This is a genomic window from Bradyrhizobium sp. USDA 326, assembly GCF_049739485.1.
Lineage (GTDB): Bacteria > Pseudomonadota > Alphaproteobacteria > Rhizobiales > Xanthobacteraceae > Bradyrhizobium.
In genome coordinates, this window is sequence record NZ_JBMGQA010000001.1 from 1,295,321 (window position 1) to 1,313,677 (window position 18,357).

Here is an 18,357-nt window from a genome sequence, read left to right on the forward strand (position 1 = left end):
GCAACTTTTACGGCCAAACCGGCGTTTGACCGCCTTGGACTCCCGGAACCGAGGTGCTATCCCAGCGCCAACCTCCAGTGGCCGCCAGGCTTCTCCCCGCGCGGGCAACCATCGCCAAGCGCCTCATTTCAGACGGATTTCAGACATGACGCAGGTCGATCACACCCGTATGGCCAACGCGATCCGCGGCCTTTCGATGGACGCTGTCGAGAAGGCGAAATCGGGCCATCCCGGCCTGCCGATGGGCGCCGCCGACATCGCCACGGTGCTGTTCACGCAGTTCCTGAAATTCGACGCCGCCGCGCCCGCCTGGCCGGATCGTGACCGCTTCGTGCTGTCGGCTGGCCATGGCTCGATGCTGCTCTATTCGCTGCTGTACCTGACCGGCAATGACGAGATGACGCTGGACCAGATCAAGCAGTTCCGCCAGGTCGACTCGCTCACGCCCGGGCACCCCGAGAATTTCCGCACCAAGGGGATCGAGACCACCACCGGCCCGCTCGGCCAGGGCATCTCGACCGCAGTCGGCATGGCCCTCGCCGAGAAGATGCTCGCGGCCGAGTTCGGCAAGAAGATCGTCGACCACCACACCTATGTGCTCGCCTCCGACGGCGACCTGATGGAAGGCGTGTCGCAGGAAGCGATCGCGATGGCCGGGCACTGGAAGCTCAACAAGCTGATCGTGCTCTACGACGACAACGGCATCTCGATCGACGGCCCGACCTCGATCTCCGATTCCGTCGACCAGGTGAAGCGCTTCAAGTCGGCGGGCTGGGCCGCCGAGAAGATCGACGGCCACGACCAGGCGGCGATCACCGACGCCATCACCCGCGCGAAGAAATCGAACAAGCCGACGCTGATCGCCTGCCGCACCACCATCGGCTTCGGCGCGCCGCACAAGGCCGGCACCTCGAAGGTGCATGGCGAGGCGCTCGGCGCAGACGAGCTCAAGGCCGCAAAGGAAAATCTCGGCATCTCGCTCGAGCCGTTCTCGGTACCCGACGACGTGCTGAAGGCGTGGCGCGCGGCCGGCAGCCGCGGCGCCGCGGCACGCCAGGAATGGGAAGCGCGGATCAATGAGCTCGGCAGCCGCAAGCGCGCCGAGTTCGAACGCCGCCTGCGCCATGAGCGTCCGGCGTCGCTGGCCAAGGCGCTGAAGGCGCACAAGAAGGAGCTGCTGGAGAAGCCGCTTGTTGCGGCGACGCGCAAATCCTCGGAGGCGGCGATCGAGGCGATCGCGGCGGCGATGCCGATGGAATTTTTGGCCGGCTCGGCCGATCTCACCGGCTCCAACAACAACAAGGCGAAGTCGGCGACCGCCTTCTCGGCGAAGACGCCGAAGGGGCGCTTCATCCATTACGGCATCCGCGAGCACGGCATGTGCGCCGCGATGAACGGCATCTTCCTGCACGGCGGCTTCGCGCCGAACGGCGCGACCTTCCTGGTGTTCACCGACTACGCACGTCCCGCGATGCGCCTCGCCGCGCTGATGGGCGCGGGCGTCGTCTACGTGATGACGCACGATTCCATCGGCCTCGGCGAGGACGGGCCGACGCATCAGCCGGTCGAGCATCTCGCCGCGCTTCGCGCCATTCCCAACATGCGCGTGTTCCGTCCCTGCGACTCCATCGAGGTCGCCGAGTGCTGGGAGCTCGCGCTCAACCGCATCGACGGTCCGACCGTGCTGGCGCTGACGCGGCAGAACCTGCCGCAGCTGCGTACCACCGCACCGAACGACAATCCCTGCGCAGTCGGCGCCTATGAGCTGGTCGCGGCCCAGGGCGAAGCCAAGGCGACGCTGTTCGCCTCCGGCTCCGAAGTCGAGATCGCGGTCGCGGCCCAGAAGCAGCTCGCGGAACGCGGCATCGCGTCGCGCGTTGTCTCCGTTCCCTCGCTGGAGCTGTTGTTAGCGCAACCAGAGGCCAAGCGTGCCGCGATCATCGGCAACGCGCCGGTCAAGGTCGCGATCGAGGCCGCCGTGCGCTGGGGCTGGGACGCCGTGATTGGCCAGGACGGCGAATTCATCGGCATGCATTCCTTCGGCGAAAGCGGTCCCGCCAAGGAGCTTTACAAGCATTTCGGCATTACCGCCGAGGCTGCGGTTAACGCTGTGCTGAAGCGCATTTCCTGAGAGTTGAGCTTGCCCCAAAAAAGGACTACGTAATCTCCCATATGATCAAGCACCGCCCGGCCGAACCGGGCGCCCGCCCCTAAAAAACCCTCGCAGGCGTGCAAAGCGCGTTGTGCGGGATGACAACGGTCATTGAAGGAGACGAAACATGGCAGTCCGCGTCGGAATCAACGGTTTTGGCCGCATCGGCCGCAACGTCCTGCGGGCTATCGCGGAGTCAGGCCGCAAGGACATCGAGGTCGTCGGCATCAACGATCTCGGCCCGGTCGAGACCAACGCCCATCTGCTACGTTTCGACAGCGTCCATGGCCGCTTCCCCGGCACCGTCACCGTCGATGGTGACTCGATCAACCTCGGCGGGGGCAAGATCAAGGTGACCGCCGAGCGCGATCCCTCGAAGCTGCCCTGGAAGGATCTCGGCGTCGACATCGCGCTGGAATGCACCGGCATCTTCACCTCGAAGGACAAGGCCTCCGCGCATCTGACCGCCGGCGCCAAGCGCGTGCTGGTCTCCGCGCCGGCCGACGGCGCCGATGCCACCATCGTCTACGGCGTCAATCACGACACCCTGACCAAGGATCATCTGGTCGTCTCCAACGGCTCCTGCACGACGAACTGCCTCGCGCCGGTCGCCAAGGTGCTGAACGATCTCGTCGGCATCGAGACCGGCTTCATGACCACGATCCACGCCTATACCGGCGACCAGCCGACGCTGGACACGCTGCACAAGGATCTCTACCGCGGCCGTGCGGCAGCGATGTCGATGATCCCGACCTCGACCGGTGCTGCGAAAGCGATCGGCCTCGTGCTGCCCGAGCTGAAGGGCAAGCTCGACGGCGTCGCGATCCGCGTGCCGACCCCGAACGTCTCGGTCGTCGACCTCAAGATCGTCGCCAAGCGCTCAACCGACGCCAAGGAGATCAACGCGGCGATGAAGCGCGCCAGCGAGCAGCAGCTCAAGGGCATCCTCGGCTACACCAGTGCGCCGAACGTCTCGATCGACTTCAACCACGACCCTCACTCCTCGACCTTCCACGAGGACCAGACCAAGGTGCAGAACGGCACGCTGGTGCGCGTGATGTCCTGGTACGACAACGAGTGGGGCTTCTCGAACCGCATGGCCGACACCGCCGTCGCGATGGCGAAGGTGATCTGACCAGGGTCTCGTGTCCCGGACGCGGCGCAGCGCGTAAGCGCTGCTCCGCGGAGCCGGGACCCATCCAACCGCGGGACTCGCAGTGATGTGAGTCCCGGTTCTGCAGCGCACCGCTTCGCGCCGCGCAGCGCCCGGAACAAGAGAGCGTCAGATGACCAACAAATTCCGCACCCTCGACGACGTCGACGTGAAGGGCAAGCGCGTGCTGCTGCGCGTCGACCTCAACGTGCCCATGGAGAACGGGCGCGTCACCGACGCGACCCGGCTCGAACGCGTCGCGCCGACCATCATCGAACTCGCCGACAAGGGCGGCAAGGTCATCCTGCTTGCGCATTTCGGCCGGCCGAAGGGGCGCGATGCCAAGGAGTCGCTCAAGCCCGTCGCCGAGGCACTGTCGAAGGTGGTGAAGAAGCCGGTCGGCTTCGCGGACGACTGCATCGGCGAGCCCGCAGCCACCGCCGTGGCGGCTCTGAAGGACGGCGACATCCTCTGTCTCGAAAACACCCGCTTCCACAAGGAAGAGGAAAAGAACGATCCGGCCTTCGTCGCGGAGCTCGCCAAGCTCGGCGACATCTGGGTCAATGACGCCTTCTCGGCCGCGCACCGCGCCCACGCCTCGACCGAAGGCCTCGGCCACAAGCTGCCGGCCTATGCCGGCCGCACCATGCAGGCCGAGCTCGACGCGCTGGAGAAGGCGCTGGGGTCGCCGACCAAGCCCGTCATCGCGATCATCGGCGGCGCAAAAGTCTCGACCAAGATCGACCTCCTGGAAAACCTCGTGACCAAGGTCGACGCGCTCGTGATCGGCGGCGGCATGGCCAACACCTTCCTGCACGCCCAGGGCGTCGCGATCGGCAAGTCGCTGGCCGAGAAGGACCTCGCGCCGACCGCGCTGCGCATCATGGAGAAGGCGGACGCCGCCAATTGCGCCATCATCCTCCCCGTGGACGCGACCGTCGCCTATCATTTCGCGGCCAACGCGCCGTCGCATGCCTATGGGCTCGATGCGATCCCCGCCGACGGCATGATCCTCGATGTCGGTCCGCAATCGGTCGCGCGCGTCCACGCGGCGATCGACGATGCGGCAACCCTGGTCTGGAACGGACCGCTGGGCGCCTTCGAGATGCAGCCGTTCGACCGCGGCACGGTCGCTGCCGCCAAGCACGCCGCCGAGCGCACCAAGGCGAAGAAGCTGGTCTCGATCGCGGGCGGCGGCGACACCGTCGCGGCGCTCAACCAGGCCCATGTGGCCGGCGACTTCACCTATGTCTCGACCGCCGGTGGCGCATTCCTCGAATGGATGGAAGGCAAGCCGCTCCCCGGCGTCGAGGTTCTGCGCATCAAGTAAGCAAGCGGCCTAGCAGGCCCCCAACGGGAGAAAGACACAGATGGCTCGGATCACGTTACGTCAACTGCTCGACCACGCGGCGGAGAACGATTACGGCGTACCGGCCTTCAACATCAACAACATGGAGCAGGCGCTGGCGATCATGGACGCGGCCAACCAGGTCGACGCGCCGGTCATCATCCAGGCCTCGCGCGGCGCCCGCTCTTACGCCAACGACGTCATGCTCAAGCACATGATGGACGCGGTGACCGAGATCTATCCGCACATTCCGGTCTGCGTGCATCTCGACCACGGCAACGAGCCGGCGACCTGCATGACCGCGATCCAGGCCGGCTTCACCTCGGTCATGATGGACGGCTCGCTCAAGGCCGACGGCAAGACGCCCGGCGATTGGGGCTACAATGTCGGCGTGACCAAGACCGTGACCGACATGGCCCATCTCGGCGGCATCTCGGTGGAAGGCGAACTCGGGGTGCTCGGCTCGCTCGAAACCGGCATGGGCGACAAGGAAGACGGCCACGGCGCCGAAGGCAAGCTCAGCCACGACCAGCTCCTGACCAATCCGGACGAGGCCGTGAAGTTCGTGCAGGAGACCAAGGTCGACGCGCTCGCGATCGCGATGGGGACGTCGCACGGTGCTTACAAGTTTACCCGCAAGCCCGACGGCGACATCCTCGCCATGAACGTGATCGAGGAGATCCACCGCAAGCTGCCGAACACGCATCTCGTCATGCATGGCTCCTCGTCGGTGCCTCAGGACCTCCAGGACATCATCAACGCCTATGGCGGCAAGATGAAGCCGACCTGGGGCGTTCCTGTCGCCGAGATCCAGCGCGGCATCAAGAACGGCGTGCGCAAGATCAACATCGACACCGACAACCGCATGGCGATGACCGGCCAGATCCGCAAGGTGCTCAAGGACAATCCGGAAGAGTTCGATCCGCGCAAATATCTGAAGCCGGCGATGGAGGCGATGACCAAGCTGTGCAAGCAGCGGCTCCAGGAGTTCAATACCGCCGGCCAGGCCTCCAAGATCAAGAAGGTGCTGACCACCGCCGAGATGGCCAAGCGCTACGCCAAGGGCGAGCTGGATCCCAAGGTGGCTTGATCTATCTTCCCCTGCCTCCGCGAACTCGGTTCACCTCTCCCCATTGGGGAGAGATCGATTTGCGCAAGCAAATCGGGTGAGGGTTCAGGTCCCTACATGGGGCGAAACCCTCACCCGGCACCATAGCCGATGCTGCGCATCGGCGTCTCTTAAGGACGGCCGCCGAAGGCGACCTATGCCGACCTCTCCCTATGGAGAGGTGTGGGACCCAGCCTCCCCGCCTTTACCCTGCGACGAACGTTAACTCGGCAATTGCCCGAGAACGGTCTATTTTTGCGGGCAAGGGCAGACTTGTTTTGGGAGGACCTCTCGATGAATCTGACTGAGCTCAACAGGATCGCCACCGCCATGGTCGTATCAGGCAAGGGCATCCTTGCCGCCGACGAATCCTCCGGCACCATCAAGAAGCGCTTTGACGCCATCGGCGTGGAATCGACGGAAGAGAACCGCCGCGACTATCGCGAGATGCTGTTTCGCGCCAAGGAGGCCATGAGCCAGTACATCTCCGGCGTGATCCTCTATGACGAGACGATCTGGCAGGATGCCAAGGACGGCACGCCGCTGGTCAGGCTGATCGAGGAGAGCGGCGCCATCCCGGGGATCAAGGTCGACGAGGGCACGCAAGCCCTGCCGATGTGCCCGGGCGAGCTGGTGACCGTCGGGCTCGACAAGCTCGCCGAGCGGCTGAAGAAATACTACGAGCGCGGCGCGCGCTTTGCCAAATGGCGCGCGGTGATCGACATCGGCAGCGGCATTCCCTCGATGACCGCGATCAGCGTCAACGCCCACGCACTGGCGCGCTACGCGGCGCTGTGCCAGGCCGCGCAGATCGTCCCGATCGTCGAGCCGGAAGTGCTGATGGACGGCGATCACGACATCGACCGGTGCTATGAGGTGACGCAACGCGTGCTCAACAAGACGTTCCAGGAGTTGCGCGTGCAGCGCGTTGCGCTCGAAGGCATGGTGCTGAAGCCGAACATGGCAATCTCAGGCAAGAAGTGTCCAAAGCAGGCCTCCGTCGAAGAGGTCGCGGAGAAGACGATACGGCTGCTCAAGGCCTGCGTGCCCGCAGCGGTGCCCGGCATCGCTTTCCTTTCCGGCGGCCAGTCCGACGAGGAGGCGACTGCGCATCTCAACGCCATGCACAAGCTCGGCCCGCTGCCCTGGGGCCTGACCTTCTCCTACGGTCGCGCGCTCCAGGCCGCGCCGCAGAAGGCCTGGTCCGGGAGGCCTGAGAACGTCGCGGCCGGACAGCGCGCCTTCAGCCATCGCGCTCGGATGAACGGCCTCGCCTCCAAGGGCGAATGGCAAAGCAGCCTGGAACAGAAGGCAGCCTAGATCTTGTCGAACAAACCGCCTCCGCCGCGCCCGGCGCCGCGTCTCTACCTCGCGACGCCAATTGTCGATGACCCTGCGGGACTCCTCGCCGAGTTGCCGGGCCTGCTCGCTTCGGCCGATGTCGCGGCCGTGCTGCTGCGGCTGAAGGAGACCGACCAGCGCACCATGATCTCGTGCATCAAGGCGTTGGCGCCGCCGGTGCAGAAGGCAGGCGCAGCGCTCCTCATCGACGGCCATCCTGAAATCGTCGCGCGCGGCGGCGCCGACGGCGCGCACCTCACCGGCCTTGCCGCGCTGGAAGAGGCGGCGCAATCGCTCAAGCCCGATCGCATCGCCGGCGTCGGCGGGCTCACGACGCGCCATGATTCCATGAGCGCGGGCGAGATGGGTGCCGACTATGTGCTGTTCGGCGAGCCCGACAAGAAAGGCCAGCGCCCGTCATCCCAGGCCATCGCCGAACGGCTGGACTGGTGGGCGGAGCTGTTCGAGCCGCCCTGCGTCGGCTTTGCCACGTCGCTGGAAGAGGCTCACGACTTCGCCGCCAGCGGTGCCGATTTCGTGCTGGTCGGCGACTTCATCTGGGCCGATCCACGCGGGCCCAAGGCCGCGCTGGTCGAGGCCGATGCTGCGATCAAGAAGGCGCACGCGACTGCGCCGGCGAGCCGGGATCCTGCGGGTCAGGAGCACGGCTAGCGCCCCGACATGAAGCTCCCTTGCATCACCATGCTGGCCACGCTGCTGCTCACAGCGCCCGCGGCGGCGCAGCTCCAGATCACGCCACCGGCCGCAACGCCGAGCGCCCCCGCCGAAAAGCAGAAGCCCAAGCCGCACACGATCACCAAGAAGAAGGAGGCCGCTCCCGCGCCGAAACCTTCGGCATCCCCCAAGCCGTCTCCCTCGCCGAAGCCGGCCGCAACCGTGATCCCCGCGCCGCCGACCGACGATCCCAAGGTCGACATGGTGTTCGGCGCCTATCAGCGCGGCCAGTACAAGACGGCGTTCGAGCTCGCCACCGCCCGTGCACAAGCCGGCGATCCCAAGGCGATGACCATGCTCGGCGAGCTCTATTCCAATGCCATGGGCATCCGGCGCGACTACGCCAAGGCAGCCGAATGGTACAAGCGCGCCGCCGATTCCGGCGATCGCGAGGCGATGTTCGCGCTCGCCATGCTGCGCATGTCGGGCCGCGGCGGCCCGGTCGACAAGGGCGAGGCGGTCAAGCTGATGGCATCCGCCGCCAAGCTCGGCGAGCCCAAGGCCGCCTATAACCTCGCCTTGCTCTATCTGGACGGCCAGACCCTGCCGCAGGACGTCAGGCGCTCAGCGGAGCTGCTGCGCCAGGCCGCCGATGCAGGCCTGCCCGAGGCGCAATACGCGCTCGCGACCTTCTACAAGGAAGGCACCGGTGTGCCGAAGGACCCGGAACGCGCGGTGCGGCTGCTCCAGGCCGCCTCGCTCGCCGACAATGTCGACGCCGAGGTCGAATATGCGATCGCGATGTTCAACGGCACCGGCACACCGAAGAACCAGCCGGCGGCTGTCGCGTTGCTGCGCAAGGCGTCCCGCCAGGGCAGCGCGATCGCGCAGAACCGGCTGGCATGGGTGTTGATCAATGGCGTGGGCACACCCACGGACAAGGTCGAGGGGTTCAAATGGCACCTGGTGGCCAAGACGGCCGGCAAGGGCGACCCCGAGCTCGACAAGCAATTATCCGATCTGCCGGCCGAGGAGCGGGCCAAAGCCGAGGCCGCCGCCAAGAAATGGCTCGGGACCAAATGACTTGACGCAATGACTTGACGCAAGCGTCCTCGCAGGGCACCCAATCCCTCAAACGGGCGCGACGTCCCGCCCCTGCCCCTGATCCCTGCCCCCGATCAAGTCCAGAGCTCATGCTGTATTCCGCCACTATCAATGTCATGGTCAAGGCCGCGCGCCGCGCCGGCCGCAGCCTCAAGCGCGATCTCGGCGAGATCGAGCATCTCCAGGTCTCGCTGAAGGGGCCGGCGAATTTCGTCTCGCTCGCCGACAAGCGCGCCGAGGAGATCCTCTATCAGGACCTCGCCAAGGCCCGGCCCGGCTACGGCTTCATCGGCGAAGAGGGCGGCACCCGCGATGGCACCGACAAGAGCCACACCTGGATCGTCGACCCGCTCGACGGCACCACCAACTTCCTGCACGGCATCCCGCAATTCGCGATCTCGATCGGCCTCGCGCGCGAGGGCACGGTCATCGCCGGCGTGATCTACAACCCGGCCAATGACGAGCTCTACATCGCCGAACGCGGCAAGGGCGCCTTCCTCAACGACCAGCGCCTGCGCGTGGCCGGCCGCCGCCAGCTCAACGAATGCGTGGTGGCCTGCGGCCTGCCCCATATCGGCCGCGGCGACCACGAAGAATTCCGCCGCGAGATGACCGCGATCCAGAATCGCGTCGCCGGCCTGCGCCGCTTCGGCGCCGCCTCGCTCGACCTCGCCTTCGTCGCCGCCGGCCGGCTCGACGGCTATTGGGAGCGGAATCTGTCGCCCTGGGACATCGCGGCCGGACAGATCATGGTCAAGGAAGCCGGCGGCACGGTGAGCGACATCGACACCCCGGGCGATGCGCTCGTCACCGGGCACGTCGTGTGCGGCAATGAGGTCGTGCACGGGGAGCTGGTCAAGATTTTGCGGAAGGCGGCGTAGCGCCGCAGCTTCTCTATTACGTTCCGGGGCGCGCCGCTTGGCGAACCCGGAAACCATTCATCGACTGTGATTGCTGCCCGATGGATTCTCAGAAGCGCAATTGCGCATCATAGCTCGCGCCACGCGCCCCGGAATGACGGGGCATTCAGTGGCTCGTGTGCGCCCGCGCCGGCGGCCCGTACGCCTCGCCTTCCTTCGCCGCCGCCGGCTCCCGGTCCCCACCCAGCACGCGCTGTACCGAGACGAAGAACACCGGCACCATCAGGAGCGCCAGGATCACCACCGCGATCATGCCGCCCATCACGATTGAGCCCAGCGCCTGCTGGCTGGCGCCGCCGGCACCATGCGCGATTGCCATCGGCAGCACGCCGCAGATGAAGGCGAGACCGGTCATCAGGATCGGGCGGAAGCGCAGGCGGCAGGCCTCGATGGTGGCTTCCACCAGCGGCTTGCCTTCCTTGCGCAGATCCTTCGCGAACTCGATGATCAGGATCGCGTCCTTTGCGGCGAGGCCGATGATGGTGATCAGGCCGACGGTGAAGTAGACGTCGTTGGGCAGGCTCCGCAGCGTCGCTGCGACGACCGCGCCGACGATGCCGAGCGGCACGGTCAGCAGCACCGCGAGCGGAATGGTCCAGCTCTCGTACAGCGCGGCAAGGCACAGGAACACCACGAACACCGACAGCGCCAGCAGGAACGGCGCCTGCGAGCCCGACAGTTTTTCCTGGAGCGACTGTCCGGTCCATTCATAGCCGAAGCCGCGCGGCAGCCTGTCGGCGAGCCGCTCCATCTCGGCGATCGCATCGCCCGAGGTAAAGCCGGGCCTGGCTTCGCCGGAGATGCGGACCGCCGGATAATAGTTGAAACCGGCGATCTGCGTCGGACCGCGCGCCCATTCCACCGTGGCGAAGGAGGAGAACGGCACCAGCTGGCCGCGGCTGTTCTTGACGTTGTAGTTGAGGATGTCCTCGGTCCGCATGCGGTCGCGGGCATCGGCCTGCACCACGACGCGCTGCATGCGGCCGCGATTCGGGAAGTCGTTGATGTAGTTCGAGCCGAGATTGGTCGAGATCGTGTTGTTGATGTCCTCGAAAGTGACGCCGAAGGCGCCGGCCTTCTCGCGGTCGATGACGAGATTGACTACGCCTGCCTCGGGCAGGCCTTCGATATACACCTTCTGAAGCACAGGGCTGGCATTGGCCTCCGCGATCAGCTGGTCGGCGGCGCGCATCAAGGCCGGATAGCCCTTCTGGCCGCGGTCCTGCAGGCGGAACGAAAAGCCCGAGGAGTTGCCGAGATTGTCGATCGGCGGGGGCTGCAGCGCCGAGATCTTTGCGTCGCGGACCGACGAGCCCAGGTCGCGGTTGACGTCATTGACGATCGCGGCGGCGGAGTCCTTCGGACCGCGCTCCGACCAGTCCTTCAAGGTGATGAAGGCCTGCGCGGTGTTCATACCCTGGCCGGAGAAGCTGAAGCCGGTGAGGAAGGTGACGTCCTTCACGCCCGGTCGCTCGGCGAGATATTTTTCGACTTTCTCGATCACGGCCTCGGTGCGGGGATAGGACGAATCCGAGGGCGTCTGCACGTCTGTGGTGACGAAGCCCTGATCGTCGACGGGCAGGAAGCCGCCGGGCAGGTTGACGAAGGCCCAGGACAGGCCGACCAGCAGCGCGGCATAGACCAGCATCAGGCGCCCGGTGCGCTTCAGCGAGAAACCGACCGTACGCTCGTAGCGGAACCGCGCGGCCTCCAGCATGCGGTTGAACCAGCCGAAGACGAAATTACTGGAATGACCGTGCCCCTTGGCGACTGGCTTGAGCAGGGTCGCGCACAGCGCCGGCGTCAGCGACAGCGCGAGGAAGGCGGAGAAGCCGATCGCGGCGACCATGGTGACGGAGAACTGGCGGTAGATGATGCCAACCGAGCCCGGGAAGAATGCCATCGGCACGAACACCGCCATCAGCACCAGGGTGATGCCGATGATGGCGCCGGTGATCTGCGACATCGCCTTGCGGGTCGCTTCCTTCGGCGGCAGGCCTTCCTCGGCCATGATGCGTTCGACGTTCTCGACCACGACGATGGCGTCGTCGACGAGGATGCCTACCGCGAGCACCATGCCGAACATCGAGAGCATGTTGATGGAGTAGCCGGCGAGCAGCAGGGTGGAACAGGCGCCCAACAGCGCCACCGGCACCACGATGGTCGGAATGATGGTGTAGCGGATGTTCTGCAGAAACAGGAACATCACGACGAACACCAGCACCACGGCTTCCACCAGCGTCGACAGCACCTTCTTGATCGAGGCCTCGACCACGGGCGTGATGTTGTAGGGGATCTCGTAGGTGATGTTGGCCGGGAAGAAGCGCGACAGCTCCTTCATCTTCGCTTCGACCGCGCTCGCGGTCGCCAGCGCATTGCCGGTCGGCGACATCAGCACCGACAGACCCGCGGTCGGCTTGCCGTTGAGGCGTGTGTTGAACTGGTAGCTGAGCCCGCCGACCTCGATGCGCGCGACATCGCGCAGCCGCACGGTCGAGCCGTCGGCATTGGCGCGCAGGATGATGGCGCCGAATTCGTCCGGAGAGGAGAGCTGTCCCTTGACCAGCACCAGCGCGGAGGTGCGTTGGCCGGACGTCGAGGGTTCGGCGCCAATGCTGCCGGAGGCGACCTGCGCGTTCTGCGCGGCGATGGCCTTATTGACGTCGTCGGCGGTCAGCCCGTAGCCGACGAGCTTGGCCGGATCGACCCAGACGCGAAGCGAGCGCTCGGTCGAGTACAGCGTGGCGCGGCCGACGCCGGGAATGCGGCGGATCTCACCCAGCACGTTGCGGATCATGAAGTCGCCGAGGCCGACCTCGTCGAGACTGCCGTCGGTCGAATTCAGCGTGATGATCTGAAGCACCGCGCTGGAGGCTTCCTCGATCAGGATGCCCTGCTGCATCACCGCGCGCGGCAGGCGCGCTTCGACGCGCTTGATGCGGTTCTGCACCTCGACCGACGCGGCGCTGGTATCGGTGCCTGGCTGGAAATTGGCGATGATCTCGACTTGGCCGAGCGAGTCGCTTGTCGATTCGAAATTGAGGATGTTGGCGGCGCCGTTGAGCTCTTCCTCGATCAGGCGCGTGACGCTGTTATAGAGATTTTCCGGCGAGGCACCGGGATAGCTGGTCGAGACCGAGATCGAGGGCGGCGCGATGATCGGATACTGCGCGATCGGCAGCAGCGGCACCGCGATCGCGCCGATCAAGCAGATGAACAGCGCGACCACCCAGGCGAAGATCGGCCTGTCGATGAAGAAGCTCGGCATAGCGCGTTACCGCGTGAGCTGCTGGGCGTGCCGGTTGTCCGCGATCGCGTCCGCCTCCGACCAGGGTTGCGGCTTGACCTTGTCGCCGGCCGCGAACTTCTGGAAGCCTTCCACCACGACCTTGTCGCCGGCCTTCAGGCCTTCGGTGACGAACCAGAGTCCGTCTTGCACCGAGCCCGTACGCACCGGCTGGACCGCGATGTGGTTGTCGTCCTTGACGACGAACACCTCGCTGCCGCCGCCGCCATTGCGCTGAACCGCCTGCTGCGGCACCGCAATCGCGTCGGAATCGAGACCCTGGTCGATGCGGACCCGGACATACATGCCCGGCAGCAGTTCGCGCTTCGGGTTGGGGAACTCGCCGCGCAACGTCACCTGCCCGGTGTGGGCGTCGACCTTGGCATCGGAGAACAGCAGCTTGCCGTCGAGCGAATAGATGGTGTTGTCGTCGAGCACCAGGCGCACCTTGGCTGCATCGGCGGCGATGCGCTCGAGATCGCCGGTCTCGAAGGCACGGCGGAGCTGATTGAGCTCGGTCACCGACTGGGTGAAGTCGGCATAGATCGGATCGAGTTGCTGGATGGTGGCGAGATTGGTCTCGTTCTGCACGGCGAGCGCGCCCTCGCTGACCAGCGCCGCGCCGACCACGCCGTCGATCGGCGCGCGCACGGTGGCATAGTCGAGATTGAGTTTGGCCCGGGCGAGCTCGGCCTTGCGGCCCTCGACCTCTGCATGGGCCTGACGTTCGGCCGCGATCGCCTTCTCGTTCTCGGCCTCCGGGGCGGCGCGATCCTTGGTGAGGGTGGCGATACGATGCGCCTGCTGCTTGGCCTGCATCAATGCCGCTTCGGCCTTGGCGAGCGCGGCCTCGTTGGCCAACACCTCGACCTCGAACGGACGCGGATCGATGCGGTAGAGCGGATCGCCCGCCTTCACCTCGCTGCCCTGGCGGAACAGACGCTCGACCACGATGCCGGAGACGCGGGGCCGCACGTCGGAGACACGCGTCGGAGCGATACGGCCTGGCAGCTCGCGCACGACGGCGCGCGGCTGCGGCTTGACGACGACGATGCTGACGTCAGGCGCGGCCGGCTGGGCGGCGGACACCGCCGAGCTGGATTCGTCGCAAGCACCAAGCAGCGGCGCAAGGGCCGCGAGCATCAATGCAACGCATGCCGATCGCGCGCGAAGTCCTGACATGAACTGTAGTGCCCCGATGTTGTTGATACTATTACGCGCAGCGAGCCCGTTCTGGACTCCAATTCGCGCGGCCGATGACGTCAAAATAGAGTGGACGTGCTGCGACGCAACGCGTGTTGCGGCGGCTCATTGTCACACGAACTAACCTATTGAGTTCAGACGCCTTTTATCGACTCACCTGATTGTGAGTCCAGTTCCACCGGCGCGTGCTGCGACCGAACACCGCAATCACTCGGCGGCTTTCGTCCGATAATGGCTGATTCCCCATTCGGTTCCACCGGCGTAGCCGAACAGGCCGGATGTTGCGAGGAGGAACCAGCGCCAGCGACGCATGCAAAGCGCAGTCTCCTCGCCGTAGACCCTCCGCAAGGACGCCTCGATGGGGCCGCGATGCGCATCGAAATTGGCGAGCCAGTCGTTGGCGGTGCGCTGGTAATGCGTACCGCTCCAGCACCATTCCTTCTCGATCGCAAGGATATCGTCGAACTGCCTGACGAGGTGATGGCTCGGCATCAGCCGGCCGGTGAAGACGTGCTGCGCCATCCAGTCGTTGCGATCGAACCGGTCGAACAGCTGTGAAGCCGAGCGATGGGTGACGACATGCATGAAGAACCGCCCCTCCGACGCGAGCCATGACCGCACGCGCGTCATCAGCTTGCGCCAGTTCGTCATCTGCCCGAACATCTCGACCGAGACGATGCGGTCGAACTGGCCTTCGGGCGCGAACACGTTCATGTCCGCGGTGACCGCGCGCAGGTTCAAAAGGCCGCGGAGCCGCGCCTCGTCCTCGACATGGGTGCGCTGCGCCTGGGAGTTCGACACCGCCGTCACCTTTGCATGCGGAAACTGCCGCGCCATCCACAGCGACAGCGAGCCCCAGCCGCAACCGAGCTCGAGGATGGTCTGGCCATCGGCAAGACCGGCATGCTCGACGGTCTGGCGCAACGCCTCCTCTTCCGCCTCCTGCAAGGTGCTCGCGCCGGTCTTGTAGAAGCAGGAGGAGAATTTGCGGTTGGGGCCGAGCATTTCGGCGAAGAAGGAAGCAGGCGCCTCATCATGCCCGGTCCCCGCGTCCTCGGCGATCGGCCTCAGCATCATGCGCCCGGCGAAGGCGGCATCGTCGGCGGCGCCCGGCGCGGACAGGCGCGTCGCCGTGCGGGAGCACAAGCGCTGGATCGCGGCACGGATGACCACGTCCGGCAGCGGCACCCGTTCGGCAGTCCCGATGATCGCGGAAACGACGCTCATGCACCTCCGAATGGCGATCTTCTGCAGATACCTGCTCATCAAAGCGCCGCTTCCGGTCCCGGTTCCCCGAGCTGTCCCCGAAATCGGCGCATCCGGCGCTTTTTTTGGGCCGGCGCTGTGCCATAGTGCGCACTGCAAGCAAGCTTACGTAACGGATGATACCGGCCATGCCGTCTGGCACTTCCCGCTCCACCTTGGATATCGAGTACACGAAACTGTCCTCGCCCAGCGTCTTCCTGGTGCGGATGCTGGTCTTCCTGGTGCTGTGCACGCTGGTGGGCGTGGTGCTCTACAAGCAGATCATCCAGGCCTTCTTCGCCAATCCCGGGCTCAATGCCCTGATCGGGGCAGTGCTGTTCATCGGCATCGTGCTGGCCTTCCGCCAGGTCATCCGGCTCTATCCCGAAGTCTCCTGGGTCAACAATTTCCGCATCGCCGATCCCGGCCTGGCACCGGCCCGCCACCCGAAACTGCTGGCGCCGATGGCGGCGATCCTCGGCGGCGAGCGCTCCGGGCGGATGACCATCACCCAGACCACGATGCGGCATCTGCTCGATTCGATCGCGACGCGGCTGGACGAGGCCCGCGACATCTCGCGCTACATGACCGGCCTGCTGGTCTTCCTCGGCCTGCTCGGCACCTTCTGGGGCCTGATCGAGACGGTCGGTTCGGTCGGCAAGGTGATCGACGGACTCAAGGTCGGCGGCGATGCCGGCTCGCTGTTCGACACCCTGAAGGAGGGCCTCGCCGCCCCGCTCGGCGGCATGGGAATCTCGTTCTCCAGCTCGCTGTTCGGCCTCGCCGGCTCGCTGATCCTCGGCTTCCTCGACCTGCAATCGAGCCAGGCACAAAACCGCTTCTACACCGACCTCGAAGACTGGCTCGCCACCACCGTGCGCGAATATGGCAACGGCGAGGCGCCCGTTGCGGCAGGCGGCGGCGTCGTCAGCGGCGAGCTCCAGGCCGCGGTCGAACGGCTGCGCTCCGTGTTCGAGGAAGGCAGCGCCAGCCGCGGCACCACGGCGGCGATGGCGAGCCTTGCCGAAGCCATCCAGGCGCTGGTCTCGCACATGCGCACCGAGCAGCAGATGATCCGCGAATGGGCCGACGGCCAGGGCGAGCAGAACCGCGAGATCCGGCGGCTGCTGGAGCGCATCGCGCGTCAGCCGGAGAAGAGCTGAGGCGGTATCGTGCCCCGAACACGACGCGGCATGAAATGATGCGTCGCCGAGCCGGGGGCCCAGCGTCAGGGACAATATGGGTCCCGGCTCTGCGCAGCAGCATTGCACGCTGCAGCGCGTCCGGGACACGAAGGTGGAGACGGACAACATGGCTCTAGCGCGCGGCCGCCGCAGCGAAGGCGCTTTCAACTACTGGCCCGGCTTCGTCGACGCGCTGTCGACGCTGGTGCTGTCGATCGTGTTCCTGCTGTCGGTGTTTCTGGTCGTGCAGTTCTTCCTCTCGCAGGAGGTGACCGGCAAGGACAAGGCGCTGGAGCAGCTCAATGCCAAGATCGCCCAGCTCAACGAGCTCCTGTCGCTGGAAAAGCTCGGCAAGCTCAGCCTCGACGACCAGGTCTCGCAATTGAAGGCGGGCCTCGCCTCGGCCGAGTCCGAGCGCGACCGCATCAAGGGGCTCTATGACGGCCTTGCTGCCGCCGGCAATGACGCGCAAGGTAAGACCACCGAGCTCGGCAAGGCGCTGGACTCGGAGAAGGCTGTCTCTGCGCGGGCCCTGGCGCAGATCGAGGTGCTGAACCAGCAGATCAGCGCGCTCAGGCGGCAATTGGCGGCGCTGGAAGAGGCCCTCGAAGCCAGCGAGAAGCGCGACAAGGAATCGCAGAACCGGATCGCCGATCTGGGCTCCCGCTTGAATGTCGCCCTGGCGCAGCGCGTGCAGGAACTGTCGCGCTACCGCTCCGAATTCTTCGGCCGCCTGCGTGCCATCCTCGGCAACCGCCCCGACATCCGCATCGTCGGCGACCGCTTCGTGTTCCAGTCCGAAGTGTTCTTCGATACCGGCCAGGCGACGCTGCTGCCCGAGGGCCGCGCCGAGCTCGACACGCTGGCGACTGCGCTGATCGAGCTCGACAAGAAGATCCCGAGCGAGATCCCCTGGGTGCTGCGCGTCGACGGCCATACCGACGTGCGGCCGGTGAGCGGCGCGAACTTCAAATCGAACTGGGACCTGTCCGCCGCGCGCTCGATCTCGGTGGTGCAATATCTGATCTCGCTCGGCGTGCCTGCCCAGCGCCTCGTCGCGGCCGGCTTCGGCGAATTCCAACCGCTCGATCCCGGGAACACCGAGGAGGCCTACAAGCGCAACCGCCGCATCGAGCTGAAGCTGACGGAGCGGTAGTGAGCGCGCTCCACCTCCGCCCCTACCGACCCGAGGACGAAGCCGCTGCGATCGAGCTCTGGCATCGCACCTGGCAGCAGGCTTATCCGCAGATCGACTTCGCCGCACGGCTCGAATGGTGGCGCGAGCGCTGGCGCAAGGATCTGGTGCCGAAGGCCTCGATCGTGGTGACGGAGCAGGACGGCACGCTGACCGGTTTCGTCACGATCGACGGCGAAGGTTACCTCGACCAGCTCGTCGTCGATCCCGCGCATTGGGGCTCCGACGCAGCAAGGCTGCTGGTGGACGAGGCCAAGCGGCTGTCACCCTTGGGCGTCACGCTGCTCGTCAACAAGGACAATGCCCGCGCCATCCGCTTCTACGAGCGCAACGGCTTTGCCCATGCCGGCGACGACGTGAACCCGACCTCGGGGCGGCCGGTGCTGAAGATGGTGTGGCGGGCGTAAATCCTTCTCCACGCGCAAATGACTGCGCCCAAAGGC

Annotated in this window: 14 protein-coding genes; 11 read left to right on the plus strand and 3 right to left on the minus strand. The window is 65.9% G+C overall.

The window, feature by feature from the left end:
- Positions 1-145 precede the first annotated feature (145 nt).
- From tkt to ABIG06_RS06255, 8 genes are all read left to right on the plus strand, one after another.
- Complete coding sequence (tkt, locus tag ABIG06_RS06220) at positions 146-2,131, plus strand: transketolase (RefSeq protein ID WP_370135108.1); 1,986 nt, start codon at positions 146-148, stop codon at positions 2,129-2,131.
- Positions 2,132-2,279: 148 nt separating this feature from the next.
- Positions 2,280-3,287 carry a type I glyceraldehyde-3-phosphate dehydrogenase gene (gene gap / locus ABIG06_RS06225; protein ID WP_370135111.1) on the plus strand — a complete coding sequence of 336 codons (1,008 nt, stop codon included), beginning with the start codon at positions 2,280-2,282 and terminating at the stop codon, positions 3,285-3,287.
- A 151-nt stretch (positions 3,288-3,438) separates the two neighbouring features.
- Positions 3,439-4,635 (plus strand): phosphoglycerate kinase, encoded by a 1,197-nt coding sequence (locus ABIG06_RS06230; protein WP_370135114.1) that lies wholly within the window; start codon positions 3,439-3,441, stop codon positions 4,633-4,635.
- Positions 4,636-4,675: 40 nt separating this feature from the next.
- The gene (gene fba, locus ABIG06_RS06235; RefSeq protein ID WP_025034030.1) at positions 4,676-5,743 is read left to right on the plus strand and encodes a class II fructose-bisphosphate aldolase; all 1,068 of its coding nucleotides are present in this window, start codon (positions 4,676-4,678) and stop codon (positions 5,741-5,743) included.
- A gap of 312 nt (positions 5,744-6,055) precedes the next feature.
- Positions 6,056-7,081 (plus strand): class I fructose-bisphosphate aldolase, encoded by a 1,026-nt coding sequence (locus ABIG06_RS06240; RefSeq protein ID WP_370135117.1) that lies wholly within the window; start codon positions 6,056-6,058, stop codon positions 7,079-7,081.
- Between the two features lie 3 nt (positions 7,082-7,084).
- Entirely contained in the window at positions 7,085-7,774 is a 690-nt protein-coding gene (locus ABIG06_RS06245; protein ID WP_370135120.1) for a thiamine phosphate synthase, read from the plus strand.
- A 9-nt stretch (positions 7,775-7,783) separates the two neighbouring features.
- Positions 7,784-8,860 carry a tetratricopeptide repeat protein gene (locus tag ABIG06_RS06250; RefSeq protein WP_124159181.1) on the plus strand — a complete coding sequence of 359 codons (1,077 nt, stop codon included), beginning with the start codon at positions 7,784-7,786 and terminating at the stop codon, positions 8,858-8,860.
- Between the two features lie 110 nt (positions 8,861-8,970).
- A complete protein-coding gene (locus ABIG06_RS06255) occupies positions 8,971-9,762 on the plus strand; it encodes an inositol monophosphatase family protein (protein ID WP_370135123.1) in 792 nt (263 codons plus the stop codon).
- A gap of 145 nt (positions 9,763-9,907) precedes the next feature.
- Here ABIG06_RS06255 and ABIG06_RS06260 read toward each other — a convergent pair whose 3' ends face one another.
- From ABIG06_RS06260 to ABIG06_RS06270, 3 genes are all read right to left on the minus strand, one after another.
- The gene (locus ABIG06_RS06260; protein ID WP_370135126.1) at positions 9,908-13,069 is read right to left on the minus strand and encodes a multidrug efflux RND transporter permease subunit; all 3,162 of its coding nucleotides are present in this window, start codon (positions 13,067-13,069) and stop codon (positions 9,908-9,910) included.
- 6 nt (positions 13,070-13,075) lie between these two features.
- Positions 13,076-14,269: an efflux RND transporter periplasmic adaptor subunit gene (locus tag ABIG06_RS06265; RefSeq protein ID WP_370135128.1), complete on the minus strand. Its 1,194-nt coding sequence runs from the start codon at positions 14,267-14,269 to the stop codon at positions 13,076-13,078.
- Between the two features lie 228 nt (positions 14,270-14,497).
- Positions 14,498-15,517, minus strand: a complete 1,020-nt coding sequence (locus ABIG06_RS06270; protein ID WP_370135131.1) for an SAM-dependent methyltransferase — start codon at positions 15,515-15,517, stop codon at positions 14,498-14,500.
- A 167-nt stretch (positions 15,518-15,684) separates the two neighbouring features.
- Between ABIG06_RS06270 and ABIG06_RS06275 the strand changes: the two genes are divergently transcribed.
- The 3 genes from ABIG06_RS06275 (at position 15,685) to ABIG06_RS06285 (ending at position 18,321) form a co-directional block, all read left to right on the plus strand.
- Complete coding sequence (locus ABIG06_RS06275; protein ID WP_370135134.1) at positions 15,685-16,698, plus strand: flagellar motor protein MotA; 1,014 nt, start codon at positions 15,685-15,687, stop codon at positions 16,696-16,698.
- A 148-nt stretch (positions 16,699-16,846) separates the two neighbouring features.
- Positions 16,847-17,875 (plus strand): peptidoglycan -binding protein, encoded by a 1,029-nt coding sequence (locus tag ABIG06_RS06280; RefSeq protein WP_124159187.1) that lies wholly within the window; start codon positions 16,847-16,849, stop codon positions 17,873-17,875.
- Complete coding sequence (locus tag ABIG06_RS06285) at positions 17,875-18,321, plus strand: GNAT family N-acetyltransferase (RefSeq protein WP_370135137.1); 447 nt, start codon at positions 17,875-17,877, stop codon at positions 18,319-18,321. The genes ABIG06_RS06280 and ABIG06_RS06285 overlap by 1 nt, the downstream gene beginning before the upstream one ends.
- The last annotated feature ends 36 nt before the right edge of the window (positions 18,322-18,357 follow it).